Origin of the sequence: Kribbella sp. NPDC050124, from assembly GCF_044460355.1 — a bacterium.
Lineage (GTDB): Bacteria > Actinomycetota > Actinomycetes > Propionibacteriales > Kribbellaceae > Kribbella.
On record NZ_JBITJU010000005.1, the window covers coordinates 222273 to 236016 of the forward strand.

A 13744-nucleotide genomic window follows, 5' to 3' on the forward strand; every position below is an offset into this window, starting at 1 on the left:
CGTGCGAGCTGGAGTCCTGCGTGGTCACGGTGAAGCACCGGTCCACGGTGAACACCCGGACCCCGTCCCGTCGGAAGGGCAGTCGATCGTCCGCGTCACCGCGGCGCCCGTCGTACCGCTGGATGTGTTGTGTGCTTCGGGTACGTCGTACTTCGGGCCGCCGGACATCCCTTACGTGCCAGGGGTTCAGGGTGTCGGCGTGGTCGAGAGCACCGGAGAGCGGGTGTTCTTCGCGACCTCGGCCGGGATGTCGCCGGGGGACGGGAGCTTCGCCGAGTACTGCGCTGTGCCGGACGAGGATCTGGTGGTCCTCGACACGGCCGTGCCGGATGCCGAGGTGGCTGCGATCGGTCTGTCCGGGGTGGCCGCGTGGATGGTGTTGACCTGGCGGGCTCAGTTGCAACCGGGGGAGCGGGTGCTTGTCCTTGGCGGCGGTGGAGCTGTTGGGCAGGCGGCGATCGGGGCAGCGCGGGTGCTTGGGGCCAGCGGTGTCGTTGCTGTGTGCCGGTCTGCGGAGGCTCGGGGTCGCGCGTTGGGGGCGGGTGCGGACGAGGTGGTCGCCGCGGACGAGCTCGAGGGCAGCTTCGACGTCGTGGTGGATCCGGTCTTCGGCGCGGTGGCGACAGCGGCGGGGCGGTTGCTGGCGCCAGGTGGTCGGTTGGTGAATCTCGGGGGTGCTTCGGGAGACGAAGCAACGTTCTCGTCAGCGATCCTGCGCAGCCGCTCGGCGAGCATCCTCGGCTACACCAACAACGCGCTCACCCCCGAGCAACGCCGGGACGCCCTCACCTCGGTGCTGGAACGTGGCATCAAGGTCGCCTACGAGAGTGCGCCACTGGCGGAGATCGAGGCGGCGTGGGAGCGGCAATCGTCCGGTCGGACGGCAGGTCGGCTCGTCCTGACGATCTGAGCCTCACCGGAAGTGCTCGGGAAGGCGGTGCACGGCCGCAGACGCGAGCGCGACCGACAACAGGATGCGCGCCTTCGACGACGGGAGCGGTCCGGCCATCAGGGCACCGGCAGCCTTCAGATCGGCACCACCACCGGACCCGTAGACGGCTGCAGTCGGTCCGCCCGCGCACCGGCTGGTGACGACGACCGGCAGACCCGCGTCGAGACAAGTGCGGACCTCGGCCAGCAAGCCGGGCGTAGGGTTTCCGACTCCGAGAGCCTCGAGCACCACGCCGGCGGCGCCCGCGGCTCGGCAGGCCGCGAGTTGCTCTCCGCCGGCGTCGACGTACGACGTGACGATGTCGACGCGAGGTAGTTCGGCAGGGATTGGAAAGCCAGGCGGTCGCTGCGGCGTCGACCAGATCCGTACCTCGTCCCGCCGTACCTCGCCGATCGGACCGCCGAAGGACCGGAACGCGTCCGGCGCCTGCGTGTGTGCCTTCACCGCCTGCCGCGCCGCGTGGATCCGACCGTCCATGACCAGCAGCGGACCGAGGCCGCGAGCCGCCGCCGAACCCGCGACCAGGATGGCGTCCGCGATGTTGCGCGGCCCGTCGGAGTCCGGCTCGCCCGCGTGCCGCTGTGCTCCGGTCAGCACGACCGGTGCGGGCGGATTGACGAGATCGAGCAGGTACGCCGTTTCCTCCATGGTGTCGGTGCCGTGCGTCACGACGACCGCGTCGCCGGCGGCGGTCTCGGCCAGCACCTCCCGTGCGATGGTCAGGAGATCCGAACCGGTGAACGCGAAGCTGTGCTTGCGCAGGATCTCCCGGACCGGCGCGGCCTCGACCAGCTCCGCGCCGCCCAGAGCGACAGTGACCGACCCGTCGGGAGCGGGACGGGAGGCGATGGTGCCTCCCGTCGTCAGGACCCGAACCGTCACCGGCCCTCCAGACTCAGCTCCGCCGTCCGTACGACGACCCGCCGGCTCGCCAGGTAGTACACGCCACCCGCGACCAGCGCCCCGGACAGCCAGGAGAAGTCGGTGTTGTTCAAGGCGATCGCGATCGGGCCCTGCATCTCCGGCACCAGGCCGTACTGCCAGCTCCAGCCCGCGAGAATTCCGAGGACGAGGCTGACCAAGGCCCGCGGGTTCCACGATCCGTACGGCGACGGGTCGGCGTACAGGGCCTGGATGTTCAGGCGGCCGCGGCGCAGGACCAGGTAGTCGACCACGACGATCGCGCTCCACGGGCTGATCCAGACCAGGATCGACACCATCCAGCTGTCGAAGGCGTGACCGAAACTGTCCGCGCGGACGAAGGCCACGAGCACCGCGGACGCGACCAGCCCGGCCAGCAGCGTGAGCTTCCAGCGTGCGACGGTGATGCCGATCGACAGCGCGGCGAGTGAGCAGGAGTAGAGGTTCAGGATGTTGGTCGCGATCGGGCCGTGCATGATCAGCAGCAGGACCGGCACCGCCATCACGCCGAACGCGTTGATCACCAGTGCGGACGGGTCGCTACCGGTGCCCGCACCGGCCAGGCAGGCGCCGAGCGCGGCGAGCCAGACGGTCGGGATGTACATGCCGAGGGCGGTCGACCAGAACACGGATCGCGAGGACGCCTGCGGACGGACGAAGCGGCTGTAGTCGGCCGAGTACGGCAACCAGCTGATGCCCCAGCCCACGCCGATCGCCGTCGTCAGCTGAGTGATCGCGGTCAGCTTCTCGGCCGGGGTGATCGCGGTGGCCGCGGTCATCCGCAGGTCGGCCTGGCTCAGCGCAAGGACGGTCATCACGGCCATCACCACGACGGTCAACGGCACGGTGTACTTCTCGAACGTGCGGATGGCGTAGAAGCCGTACAGCGCGAGACCGAGCTGGACGATCATGATCACCGCCGCGACCAGGTACTCCAGCCACAAACCACCGTGGATCCCGAGTTTGCCCAGCACCGCCAGGGCAAGATCGAGGACGACCCAGGTGTTCACGCCGACCCAGGCCATTGTCAGCAGACCCTGCACGACCCCTGGTACGACGGCGCCGCGCCGGCCGAACGCCGCCCGGCCGAGCACCATCTGGTTGACCGCGGTGCGATGCCCGATCACGTTCAGCAGGCCGAACACCGCACAGCCGACCAGGTTGCCGAGAGCAACCACCAGGATCGTCTCCAGGACGCTGAGTCCGAGCGTGATGCCGAGGGCGCCGAGCACCCAGTTGATCGGCGCCAGGTTGGCGCCGGCCCAGATCCAGAACTGCTCCCGCGGCGTGGAGTCACGATGCTCCGGCGGGATCGGCGCAACCCCGTGCGAGTCGAACGGCACGGCTTCGGATGAGGTGGTCATGACGGCCTCCAGGGGAACGAGTTGGCTCAGATAACCAGCAGCCGCCTCTCCGAGGCAGTGGGTAGATGTCTAGTGAAATGCGGATCCGACTGGATATGTTCACAGCATGCTCAGCCTGGCAGCCCTGATCGGCAACCCCGCGCTCCGGCTCCGGTTGCTCGTGCCCGGACCGGACGGCGCCCTCGAGCGCGAGGCGTTGTGGGTGCACAACACCGAGTTGCCCGACCCATCGCCGTACGTGCGGGCCGGGGAGATCGTGCTGACCAACGGGCTGTGGTTGTCCGCGACGAGCCCGGCGGCGTTCGCGGCGAGTGTCCGGAGGGCGGGCGCCGCGGGCATCGTGTTCGGGTTGCGCACGCAGACGCCGGCGACGCCCGCCGAGCTGATCGAGGCGTGCCGCGCGGAAGGCCTGCCGCTGGCGGAGATCGCGATCGAGGTCCCGTTCACCGCGGTGACCGAGGCTGCCTCCGCGATCCACACTGACCAGCGGCGTGATGCCCTGGTCGGGATGGTCCGCCGGGGCGATGCGCTGGCCTCGGCGATCTCGCGCGGCGCCGGGGCGTCCGGCGTGCTCGCCGTACTGCGGCGGGAGCACGACCTGCCGCTGGCTGTCGTCGACCGGATGGCGAGGCCGCTCGCGTCGACGGGGCTGGAGTTGACCGCCGAGCAGCGCCGGATCGTTGCCGACGGACTGGCCCGGCATCCACCGCCGCTCGAGGTGGACCTCGGCGGCGACGAGGGGCGAGCGACGGTGTTCTTGGTTGGGGCGGTGGGTGACACCGACGCGGCGCTGCTGTGCCTGCGGCCGGTGAGTCGATTGACCAAGCCGGAGCAGGATGCGCTCGACCAGGCGGCTCGGTTCCTCAGTCTGGAAGTGGCCAAGCAGCAGGCGATCCAGGCGATCGAGCTGCGGTTCGCCTCCGAGTTGCTCGACATGATCCTGTCCGGTGCGCAGCGTGCCGCGGAGGTGCCGGATCGGCTCCGGGCGTTCGGGGTGGATCCGTCGGGGGAGTTGGTGGTGCTCACCATCGCCTTTGCCGACGGCAACGAGTCCGCTCCGCCGGGACTGTCGGAGACGGTCGGGGACTTCTTCCTGGCCGAGAGCCTGGCCGTCGTCGTGGCCGGTGGCAGTCAGGACGTGGTCGCCGTACTGCAGCGTCCGCGGCAGGAGCTGAAGGAGCTGGCCGAAGCTTTGTGCGCGGCAGTGCGGAAGCGGTTCGCGGATCGGCGTCCGGTGGTCGGGCTCGGTGAGGTGGCCGCGTCGGCGGCCGAGTTGCGGCGCCCGCTGGTGCAGTCGCGGGAGGCCTGTCAGGTGCTCCGGCGGCGTCGCGGTGGTCAGGCGGTGGCGTCGTTCCAGGAGTTGGGCACCCACCGGCTGCTGCTCGGGCTGCAGGACTCCGGCACGCTGCAGGGATTCGCAGACGGTGTGCTCGGACCGCTGCGCGAGTACGACGGTCAGCGCGCCGGCGAGCTGGAGACGACGCTGCGGGCGTTCCTGGCGCACGACGGCCAGTACGGCGCGACCGCGGGCGCCCTGTACGTGCACGTGAACACGCTGCGGAACCGGCTGGCGAAGATCACCGAGCTGACCGGCCGCGACGTCGCCCGCACCGAGGACCGGGTCGACCTCTACCTGGCCCTCGAAGCGGACGAGCTGTCGCGCTAATACTGCATCCCCAACCACCACCCACGCCCCGACCCCTCTGGTGGGTCAGCCCACCAGAAGATGGGTTGCCCTACCAGACTCCGGTGTGGGAACCACCACTCTGGTGGGCTGACCCACCACAGCGCCCGGAGCCGCGGGGAGCGGGGCGGCCGGGGTGGCCGGGGCGCTAGTCGAGGACGTCGATGGCGAGGTCGGTGGGCGCCGCGCCGTTGATGACGGTCAGGTCCTGCGGGCAGGCCGAGACCACGACGACGCAGTCGAGTTCGGCCCGGAACGTGATCGAGTCACCGGGCACTGTTGCTGCTGGCAACCAGTCGAGGGAACCGTCGGCCCGGACCGGGATGTGCATGAACACGTTCACCGGCTGCGGGACGACATCGACGCCAAGGGCCTCGCGGAGGTTCCGCGCGCACGACGGGTGATCCGGTACGCCGAGACCGGCGTACCGGGCGTCGTCGCAGGCGGCGATCAGCAGGTCGTGGTGGCCGGGTGAGGTGTCCTCGATCAGCGTCAGGATCGGCCGGCGCTGATCGGTTACGAAGCTCTCGCCGAGGCCGGGGAAGATCCGGCTGGTCGCGGCCCTGGTGTGGGACGCGCTCAGGTACTCATCGGTGCCGCCGGTGGGCGAGGCGACGTACGCGAAGAGGTCGCCGACCTGTTGGCCGGCGAGGTCGACGACTCGGACGGATTGGCCGCGGCGGACCCGGACGGCGCGTCCGGTGCGGGCGGGGACGAGAGTGCGCGCGACAGTCTGCATAACTCCACCGAACCAGCCCCGGGCGGGCGGTTCAGTGGAGGATCCTCCAGTGTCCTCCGGCCTGTGCTGTGGATCGGTCCATCGCGGTCGGGTGCTCGCGGCTGGTGAAGTGAGAGCCATGGATCTCACAACGACTCGTGTTCACCCGGCCTTGGAGCCGATCGACCTCGGCGGCCTGGCGCTGGCGAACCGTTTCGCGGTCGCGCCGATGTCCCGGGTCTCCGCCACGCCGGACGGTGTGCCGACGGCCGAGATGGCCGACTACTACGCGGAGTTCGCCGCCGGCGGGTTCGGCCTGATCATCACCGAGGGCGTCTACCCCGACTCGTCGTACAGCCAGGGCTACCTCAACCAGCCTGGACTCGCCACCGCGGCCCAGGTCGAGGGCTGGCGGCAGGTGACGGACCGCGTCCACGCCGCGGGACGCCCGATCCTCGCTCAGCTGATGCATGCCGGCGCGATCTCGCAGGGCAACCCGCGCACCACCGAGCGGGTCGGGCCGTCCGCCGTCCAGCCGCTCAACGAGATGCTCACCGAGTACGGCGGCTCCGGGCCGTGGCCGGTGCCGTCCGAGCTCACGGTCGCCGCGATCGACGAGATCGTCGACGGGTTCGCCGTCGCCGCCGTCCGCGCGTCCGAGGCGGGTTTCGACGGGGTCGAGATCCACGGCGCGAACGGCTACCTGCTCGACCAGTTCCTCACCGTCTACACCAACCAGCGGACGGACTCGTACGGCGGACCGGTCGCGAACCGGATCCGGCTGACCGCCGAGGTCGCCCGGGCCATCGTGGACGCGACGCCGTCCGGCTTCGTGGTCGGGGTGCGGCTGTCGCAGACCAAGGTGAACGACCTGGAGTACCGCTGGCCCGGCGGCGCATACGAGGCCGAGGCGATCTACGAGGCACTCGCCGGGACCGGGATCGGCTACCTGCACATCGCGAGTGAAGGCCGGAACTGGCTGGAGACCGCCAGGCTGCACGGCGGCCAGACGCTGACTGGGCTGGCTCGGCGGGTCACCGGCCTGCCGGTGATCGCGAACGGCGGGATGCACGACCCGGCGCAGGCGGACCAGGTGCTGACCGACGGTCACGCCGACCTGCTGTCGCTGGCTCGCGGTGCACTGGCCAACCCGGATCTGCCCCGACGCCTGGCCGAGGACCGCGAGCTGGAGCGGTTCGACCGGCGGCTGATCGAGCCCGCGGCAACCCTGGCCAACGCAAGGCAGTGGCAAACTGGACGGTCATGACGGAATTGTCGTGGCGCGGTGGTGCGGCGGCCGTTGTCACGCTGACTTTTGATGTCGACGCCGAGACGCCGATTCTGGCGGCTGGGCGGCAGTATGCCGATCACCTGATGGTGATGTCGCACCAGGCTTACGGGCCGGAGGTCGGCGTACCGCGGATCCTGGAGCTGCTGGCCGAGCTCGCCGTACCGGCGACCTTCTTCGTGCCGGGGTGGGTGGCCGAGCAGCGGCCGGGGCTGGCGGCAACGATCGTCGAGCACGGGCACGAGGTCGCGCACCACTCCTACAGCCACCGGGCGCCGACGTCGTTGACCCCGGCGCAGGAGCGGGCCGACTTCGAGCGGGCGCTGGCGGTTTTCGATGCTCAGGGCATCGAGATCGCCGGTCACCGGGCCGCGTTGTGGGAGGCCACCCGGACCACGCTCGAGCTGATCGCCGAGCACGGGCTGGCCTACGACTCCTCGTTGATGGGCGATGATCGGCCGTACCTGCTCGAGGTCGAGGGCGGGCCGGTCACCGAGTTGCCCGTGCACTGGTCGCTGGACGACTGGGAGCAGTACGCGTACCTACCCGAGCCGCAGATCGGCTCGGTGATCGAGTCGCCCCGTCAGGTGCTCGAGTTGTGGCGGGCAGAGCTGGACGGCATGCGGCACTACCGGTGCCTGTTCAACCTGTGCCTGCATCCGTTCCTGTCCGGACGGCCGAGTCGTCTGTTGGCGGTCCGGGAGCTGATCGAGTACGCGCAGTCCTGCGGCGACGTCAGCTTTGCCCGCTGCCGCGATCTCGCGGCGCTGGCGCGTGCCGACCGCACGCTCCGACCACGGAAGCCGCCGTCGGTCGTCGCCGATCCTACGGTGTACCCGGACTGAGTCTCGTTGAGATAAGAACGATCGGTATTATCTAGTCCATGACTGTTCCGGTCCGGCGGTTGTGGGCGGCGGTGCTGTGCGGGTACCTCGCGTTCGGCGCCGCGTTGCAGGCGTTGCCGGCGGACGTTCCGCAGCGGTACGGCGGGGGCGCGCTGGCCAGCGGGACCGCGGTCGGGATCGCCTTCCTGGCGACGGCTTTGGGGCGGCCGTTCGCCGGCTGGCTCGCGGACGGTGGGTGGTCGCGTCCCGTCGTACTGCTCGGTGGGGCCTTGACCGCGGCAGGTGGGGTCGGGCAGTTGGTGGCGCCAAACCTTGGCGTCCTGCTGGTCGCGCGGCTGGTGATGGGCGCGGGGGAGGCGGCACTGTTTTCGGCGGCGTTGCCGTGGGTGCTGGCCGGCACGCGGGTCGCGCAGCGCGGGCGGGTCGCGGGCTGGTTCGGGCTGTCGATGTGGGGCGGGCTAGCGGGTGGGCCGGTGATCGCCTCGGTGGTCGGCGACTGGGTCTGGTGGACGATCGTCGGACTCGCGGGCTTGTCGATGGTGCTGGTGCTGTCGACACGTGCGGATCCGGAGCGGGTCGAGCCGTTGGTCCGGATTCGCCGGATCCGGGACCTGGTGCCGGCCGGCGTACCGTTGCCGGGTGCCACCATCGGACTGGCGGCGTATTGCTACGGCACGATCGCGGCGCTGCTCGTACTCCGGCTGCGCGACGACGGCATCGGCGTGGACGGCTACGCGCTCGCGGTGTTCGCGGCGTCCTTTCTGGTCGTGCGGTTCACGGGCAGCCCCTTGGTCGATCGGTACGGCGGGCGCACGGTGGCCGCCTCGACGGTCGCGATCGAGGTCGTGGCGTTGATCGGTCTTGCACTGACTGAGGGTGCTTGGAGTGCGCTGGTGTTCACCGGACTGGCCGGGCTGGGGCTGGCGTTGATCTATCCGGCCTGTGTGTCGATGACGCTCGACCGGGTGTGCGGGTTGCGGCCGGGCGTGTCGATGGGTGTGATGACGTCGTTCTGGGATCTCGGGGTGATGGCGGCGGGTCCGCTCGGTGGGCTGGTGGCCGAGCAACTCGGGTTCCCGGCGGCGTTCTTCGTTGCCGCAGGCACCGGTGCGGCGTGTGTGCTCGTCTGCCTGGTGTTCCTCAGGCCGCGTCCAGCACTATCTCCACGATGACCCGCGCCTCGGCGCCGAGCCCAGGATCGCGGTCGATCGCGCTGATGAGGGTCGCCCCTTCGAGTACGACGACCAGCTGGCGGGCGGTGGTCTCGGGGTCGCGCGCACCGGCCTCGGTGAGGAGCCGGCGGAACAGGTCGCGGTAGAAGGTCAGGTGGTCCTGCGCGAGCCGCCGAGGTGCGCCGTCGTGCGCGCGGTCCTCGGTCGCGGCGTTCATCATCGCGCACCCGTGGAACCCGGCTTCGGCGTACCAGGCCGCGACCAGATCGAAGACGGCCAGAATCCGGTCCCGCCCGGAGTCGGCCTGCTCGACCGCCTGCTGGTACCAGGCGCGCACCCGCTGGGTCCGGTCGGTCAGCACGGCCTCGACCAGGCCCTCCTTGGAGCCGAAGTTCTTGTAGATGGTCAGCTTGGACGCGCCGGCCGCCTCGGCGACCTCGTTGATGCCGACGGCATGGATCCCGCGCTGCCGGAACACCTCGGACGCCGCCGCCAGGATCCGGGCCCTGGTCGCCTCGGGGTCGAGTCGTTCACCCGCCTTGACCGGCATCGTGCACCACCTCCGGAGTTCATAGTACCGATCGTTCTCATGTACTGGCGTCAGATAAGAACGATCGGTACTATCTCGGCCATGATCAACGGATGGACGGCTGCCGGATTCGAGGGCGTGGCCGAGGCGTTCACGCGGAACTTCACCGAGCGAGGCGAGCTGGGGGCGGCCTTCGCGGCGTACCGGAACGGCGAACTCGTGGTCGACCTGTGGGGCGGGACGGCGGATCGCGACACCGGGCGGGCATGGGACCGGGACGCGGTCCAGCTGATGTTCTCCGGCACCAAGGGGCTCGTGGCTGCTTGTGTCCTGCTCTTGGTGCAGCGGGGAGAGTTGTCCCTGGGTGATCCGCTCGGCCGCTACTGGCCGGCGTTCCGCGCGGGCGAGACGACGATCGCCGAGGTGCTGTCGCATCAGGCTCGGCTGCCCTGGGTCGAGGCCGGGTACGCCGACCTGCTCGACCATGACGTGATGGCTGCCCACCTGGCGGCTCAGGCTCCGGCGGCGGACCCGCGAGCCGCCTTCATGTACCACGCGATCACGTGGGGCTGGCTGATCGACGAACTCATCCGCCGGGTCGACGGGCGAACCGCGGCGCAGTTCTTCGCCGACGAGTTTGCAACACCGCTGGACCTCGAGGTGTGGATCGGGTTGCCGGACGAGCTGCACTGGCGGGCGACCACGATGGTGGCGCCGGACGGCGTACTCGTGGACGAGCCACAGACCGACCCGCTGCTGCGGCTCAACCGCAACCCGCTCTGGGTCCCGGGCGCGGAGAAGATCTGGAACAGCCCCGAGTACCGCAGCGCAGGACTCGCCGCCGTCGGAGGATTCGCAACCGCCCGCGGCGTGGCCCGCTTCTACTCGTCCCTTCTGGCCGACGGCGTCCTGACCCCGCAGACGGTCGCATCAGGCCGCCGCGAGCTCCGCCGCGGCATCGAACCGACCTGGGGCAGCGAGATCGCGTACGGCGCCGGCTTCGAGCTCCACACCGCCTCCGCCAACCTCGGCCACCCCGCCGACTCCTTCGGCCATCCCGGCGCAGGCGGCTCCCGCCACGGCGCCTGGCCTACCCGCGGAATCGCCTTCTCCTACCTGATGAACGAGGTCCGCGCGGCCCCGGACAACCGCCCCTTCGACCTGCTCACCGCACTCGAAAACGCCGGGTGAGGTCGTGTTGGTAAGCGCTTGCTGGCAGACTGATGACCCATGCGTGAGCCTGTGGTGGTCAATGACAACGGTGCGTGGTGCTGGTTTCAGGATGAGCGGGCGGTGGTGGACCCGGACAGCCAGACGCTTGTGGTCGGGTCGATCGCGGCGCCCGAGGGGCCTGGCGGTGACGGGCGGGCCGGGAACGTCGAGCTGACCGTGGTCGATCTGCGGTCCGGTTCGAGCGAGGTCGTCGTACTACATGAGAAGTTCGAGGTGGACGACCACGACGTGCCGGCGTTGTGGCGGCGGGCGGACGGGCGGTGGCTGGCCGTCTACACCAAGCACAAGACGGACGACCTGACCCGGTGGCGGGTGAGTGAGCCTGGTGATCCGACGTCGTGGGGGCCGGAGCAGACGTTCGACTGGAGCGAGTTCACCGGTGGGCGTGGGGTCACGTACTCGAACCTGCATGTGCTGGACGGGCGGCTGTACTGCTTCGCCCGGGCGGTCAACGACGATCCGTGCGCGCTGGTGTCGGACGACGACGGTGACTCCTGGACGTACGCCGGCAAGCTGTTCACCCGGCCGAAGGTCGGCTACGTCAACGGCTACACCCGGTACGTCTCGACGCCGACGCGGATCGACCTGGTGACGACCGACCACCATCCGCGCGACTACAACAACTCGATCTACCACGGCTATCTGGAGGCCGGGGCGTTGCATCGCAGCGACGGGACCGTGGTGGATCCGGTCGCTTTGAAAGGCGAAGCACCCTCTCAGGTGGAGCTCACCACGGTGCTTCAAGCCGGATCGTTGTGGGACGGCGAGCCGATGACGCACTGCTGGACGATCGACATCCGGCGCGGTGCCGACGGCACGATCGCCGCCGTTCTGCTCGCCCGGCAAGAAGAGCCGGCGAAGGACAACGACCGGCACCGGGTGGTGCGTGATCACCGCTACTTCTACGCTCGGCTCGCGCCGGGTGGGGAGTGGGAGGTCCGTCAGCTGGCCAAGGCCGGGCCTGGACTGCTGCCGCACGAGCAGGACTACACCGGGTTGGTCGCGATCGACCCCTACGACCTGGACTCGCTGTTCGTCTCGACGCCGATCGACCCGCGCGACGGCACCGACCTGCCGCACCACGAGATCTTCCACGCCCGCCTGAGTGACAGCGGTACGGCGTGGACGCCGGTCACCGAGAACTCCGACGTCGACAACCTCCGGCCGATCGTTGCCCCCGGCGACCCGAGCCGGGTCCCGCTGCTGTGGTTCCGCGGCCCGATGACCGCCTCCCAGCACTACAACTGCGAGGTGGTCCTGCTCGACCGGCCGCGCGGGTGATGCTCAGACCTTGCGTCGCAGCGCGAGTACCGAGATCGGCGCGAAGACGAGCATGATGCCGCCCGCCCAGAGCAGGCTCAAGGCGACCGGTTCAGCGACCGGTCCGCCGACCAGCAGGCCGCGGGCGGCGTCGGACAGGATGGTCACCGGATTCGCCTCGACGATCGGCTGCATCCAGCCCGGCATCGTCTCGGTGGGAACGAAGACGTTGCTGACGAACGTGATCGGGAACAGCACCGTGAAGCCGAAGAGCTGAACGTGTTCCGGGTCGCGGGCGAGCACCCCGACCAGGACCGAGATCCAGGAGAACGCCAGCGCGAACACCAGCACCAGGCCGACCATGGCGAACAGTTCCAGCACCGAGGTCTGGATCCGGAAACCCATCAGGTACCCGACGGCGAGCAGCAGGAACACCGACCACGCGTGCTTGACCAGGTCCGCGGTGATGCGCCCGGCCAGCGGCGCCCAGCGGGCGATCGGCAGCGACCGGAGTCGATCGAAGACGCCCTTGGTCAGATCGGTGTTCAGCCCGGTGCCGACGTACATCGTCACGAAGAACATGTTCATCACGATGATGCCGGGCAGGGTGATCGTCAGGTAGTCGGCGGTGCTGCCGGAGATGGCGCCGCCGAAGATGTAGGTGAACAGGACGAGGAACAGGATCGGCTGGAAGCTGAAGTCACCGAGCTCCCACGGGTTGTGCCGGATCTGCACGATCGTCCGCCACGCCAGGGTGGCCGACTGCCGCAGGCCCTGCACGGGAGTGACTCTGACGCTGCTCATGCCCGGACCTCCGCTTCGGTCTCTTCCTGGGCGGTGTGGCCGGTCAGCGAGAGGAACACCTCGTTCAGGCTCGCACCGCGCAACGTGAGGGTGCCGATCAGGACACCGGCGTCGTCCAGCCGCCGTACGACGGCCGGCAGCACAGCGGGGTCGGTGACCGGCGCGGTCACCACCTCGCGGTCGACCTCCGGCTCGGCCTGGGCCAGCTCGCCGACGACCGCGATCACCGTGGGCAGGTCCGACCGATCGAGAGGGCGTACGGCGAGGGATTGCGCGCCGGCCTTCGCCTTGAGCTCGTCCGGCGTGCCGGTCGCGATCAGCTTCCCGTGGTCGATGACGGCGATGTTGTCGGCCAGCGCGTCGGCTTCGTCCAGGTACTGCGTCGTCAGCAGGACCGTGGATCCGCCGCGCACCAGGTCGCGGACGATGTTCCACAGTTCGAGCCGGGCGCGTGGATCGAGGCCGGTCGTCGGCTCGTCCAGGAACAGGATCCGCGGCCTGCCGACCAGGCTCGCGGCCAGGTCGAGCCGACGCCGCATGCCGCCCGAATAGGTCTTGGTCGCGCGGTCTGCCGCGTCGGAGAGGTCGAAGTTCTCGAGCAGCTCGTTGGCCCGCTGTCGTGCGGTGCGCCGGGACAGGCCGAGCAGGCGTCCGATCAGCAGCAGGTTCTCGGTGCCGGTCAGGTTCTCGTCGACCGCGGCGTACTGGCCGGTGAGGCCGATCAACTGCCGGACCTGGTGTGCTTCCCGCAGTACGTCGTACCCGCCGACCGTCGCGCGTCCCTCGTCGGGACGCAGCAGTGTCGCGAGTGCGCGGACCGCAGTCGTCTTTCCTGCCCCGTTCGGGCCGAGCAGGCCGAGAACGCTGCCCGTCGGCACCGCCAGATCGACCCCGGCCAGTGCCACGGTCTCGCCGAACCGCTTGGTCAACCCTTCCGCCCAGATCGCGTGGTCCATGCCGCGCCCTCCCAGCTC

13 protein-coding genes are annotated in these 13744 nt (G+C 69.9%); 7 read left to right on the top strand and 6 right to left on the bottom strand.

The window, feature by feature from the left end; all coding sequences use genetic code 11:
* The first annotated feature begins 1 nt into the window (after position 1).
* The gene (locus ACIBL3_RS15695; RefSeq protein WP_396354011.1) at positions 2–910 is read left to right on the top strand and encodes a zinc-binding alcohol dehydrogenase family protein; all 909 of its coding nucleotides are present in this window, start codon (positions 2–4) and stop codon (positions 908–910) included.
* 3 nt (positions 911–913) lie between these two features.
* Here the strand turns inward: ACIBL3_RS15695 and ACIBL3_RS15700 are convergent, their stop codons facing one another.
* Together ACIBL3_RS15700 and ACIBL3_RS15705 are read right to left on the bottom strand one after the other, a co-directional pair.
* Positions 914–1834, bottom strand: a complete 921-nt coding sequence (locus tag ACIBL3_RS15700; protein WP_396354012.1) for an asparaginase — start codon at positions 1832–1834, stop codon at positions 914–916.
* Entirely contained in the window at positions 1831–3237 is a 1407-nt protein-coding gene (locus tag ACIBL3_RS15705; protein ID WP_396354014.1) for a purine-cytosine permease family protein, read from the bottom strand. Before ACIBL3_RS15705 ends, ACIBL3_RS15700 begins: the two co-directional genes overlap by 4 nt.
* Before the next feature lie 106 nt (positions 3238–3343).
* Here ACIBL3_RS15705 and ACIBL3_RS15710 point away from each other — a divergent pair, with 106 nt between their 5' ends.
* Positions 3344–4903 (top strand): PucR family transcriptional regulator, encoded by a 1560-nt coding sequence (locus tag ACIBL3_RS15710; RefSeq protein ID WP_396354015.1) that lies wholly within the window; start codon positions 3344–3346, stop codon positions 4901–4903.
* A gap of 166 nt (positions 4904–5069) precedes the next feature.
* Here the strand turns inward: ACIBL3_RS15710 and ACIBL3_RS15715 are convergent, their stop codons facing one another.
* The gene (locus ACIBL3_RS15715; protein WP_396354016.1) at positions 5070–5660 is read right to left on the bottom strand and encodes a DUF1989 domain-containing protein; all 591 of its coding nucleotides are present in this window, start codon (positions 5658–5660) and stop codon (positions 5070–5072) included.
* 118 nt (positions 5661–5778) lie between these two features.
* Here ACIBL3_RS15715 and ACIBL3_RS15720 point away from each other — a divergent pair, with 118 nt between their 5' ends.
* From ACIBL3_RS15720 to ACIBL3_RS15730, 3 genes are read left to right on the top strand one after another with little or no spacing between them, the layout of a single operon-like run.
* Positions 5779–6906 (top strand): tRNA-dihydrouridine synthase, encoded by a 1128-nt coding sequence (locus ACIBL3_RS15720; RefSeq protein WP_396354018.1) that lies wholly within the window; start codon positions 5779–5781, stop codon positions 6904–6906.
* A complete protein-coding gene (locus tag ACIBL3_RS15725) occupies positions 6903–7772 on the top strand; it encodes a polysaccharide deacetylase (RefSeq protein ID WP_396354020.1) in 870 nt (289 codons plus the stop codon). The genes ACIBL3_RS15720 and ACIBL3_RS15725 overlap by 4 nt, the downstream gene beginning before the upstream one ends.
* Before the next feature lie 38 nt (positions 7773–7810).
* Positions 7811–8944, top strand: coding sequence for an MFS transporter (locus tag ACIBL3_RS15730; protein WP_396354021.1), 1134 nt, complete (start codon positions 7811–7813; stop codon positions 8942–8944).
* Here ACIBL3_RS15730 and ACIBL3_RS15735 read toward each other — a convergent pair.
* The gene (locus tag ACIBL3_RS15735; protein WP_396354023.1) at positions 8913–9494 is read right to left on the bottom strand and encodes a TetR/AcrR family transcriptional regulator; all 582 of its coding nucleotides are present in this window, start codon (positions 9492–9494) and stop codon (positions 8913–8915) included. The genes ACIBL3_RS15730 and ACIBL3_RS15735 overlap by 32 nt on opposite strands.
* A gap of 81 nt (positions 9495–9575) precedes the next feature.
* Here ACIBL3_RS15735 and ACIBL3_RS15740 point away from each other — a divergent pair, with 81 nt between their 5' ends.
* Both ACIBL3_RS15740 and ACIBL3_RS15745 read left to right on the top strand, forming a co-directional pair.
* Positions 9576–10664 carry a serine hydrolase domain-containing protein gene (locus tag ACIBL3_RS15740; RefSeq protein WP_396354025.1) on the top strand — a complete coding sequence of 363 codons (1089 nt, stop codon included), beginning with the start codon at positions 9576–9578 and terminating at the stop codon, positions 10662–10664.
* A gap of 39 nt (positions 10665–10703) precedes the next feature.
* Positions 10704–11987 carry a BNR-4 repeat-containing protein gene (locus ACIBL3_RS15745; protein WP_396354027.1) on the top strand — a complete coding sequence of 428 codons (1284 nt, stop codon included), beginning with the start codon at positions 10704–10706 and terminating at the stop codon, positions 11985–11987.
* A gap of 3 nt (positions 11988–11990) precedes the next feature.
* Here the strand turns inward: ACIBL3_RS15745 and ACIBL3_RS15750 are convergent, their stop codons facing one another.
* Positions 11991–12770, bottom strand: coding sequence for an ABC transporter permease (locus ACIBL3_RS15750; RefSeq protein WP_396354028.1), 780 nt, complete (start codon positions 12768–12770; stop codon positions 11991–11993).
* Positions 12767–13726 (bottom strand): ATP-binding cassette domain-containing protein, encoded by a 960-nt coding sequence (locus ACIBL3_RS15755; RefSeq protein WP_396354030.1) that lies wholly within the window; start codon positions 13724–13726, stop codon positions 12767–12769. Before ACIBL3_RS15755 ends, ACIBL3_RS15750 begins: the two co-directional genes overlap by 4 nt.
* Between the last annotated feature and the right edge of the window lie 18 nt (positions 13727–13744).

Bases quoted from the DNA above. Each gene is read 5' to 3' on its own strand.
- ACIBL3_RS15735 (WP_396354023.1), bottom strand. From the start codon at position 9,494: ATGCCGGTCAAGGCGGGTGAACGACTCGACCCCGAGGCGACCAGGGCC.
- ACIBL3_RS15720 (WP_396354018.1), top strand. From the start codon at position 5,779: ATGGATCTCACAACGACTCGTGTTCACCCGGCCTTGGAGCCGATCGAC.
- ACIBL3_RS15755 (WP_396354030.1), bottom strand. From the start codon at position 13,726: ATGGACCACGCGATCTGGGCGGAAGGGTTGACCAAGCGGTTCGGCGAG.
- ACIBL3_RS15705 (WP_396354014.1), bottom strand. From the start codon at position 3,237: ATGACCACCTCATCCGAAGCCGTGCCGTTCGACTCGCACGGGGTTGCG.
- ACIBL3_RS15725 (WP_396354020.1), top strand. From the start codon at position 6,903: ATGACGGAATTGTCGTGGCGCGGTGGTGCGGCGGCCGTTGTCACGCTG.
- ACIBL3_RS15745 (WP_396354027.1), top strand. From the start codon at position 10,704: ATGCGTGAGCCTGTGGTGGTCAATGACAACGGTGCGTGGTGCTGGTTT.
- ACIBL3_RS15750 (WP_396354028.1), bottom strand. From the start codon at position 12,770: ATGAGCAGCGTCAGAGTCACTCCCGTGCAGGGCCTGCGGCAGTCGGCC.
- ACIBL3_RS15730 (WP_396354021.1), top strand. From the start codon at position 7,811: ATGACTGTTCCGGTCCGGCGGTTGTGGGCGGCGGTGCTGTGCGGGTAC.
- ACIBL3_RS15715 (WP_396354016.1), bottom strand. From the start codon at position 5,660: ATGCAGACTGTCGCGCGCACTCTCGTCCCCGCCCGCACCGGACGCGCC.
- ACIBL3_RS15740 (WP_396354025.1), top strand. From the start codon at position 9,576: ATGATCAACGGATGGACGGCTGCCGGATTCGAGGGCGTGGCCGAGGCG.
- ACIBL3_RS15710 (WP_396354015.1), top strand. From the start codon at position 3,344: ATGCTCAGCCTGGCAGCCCTGATCGGCAACCCCGCGCTCCGGCTCCGG.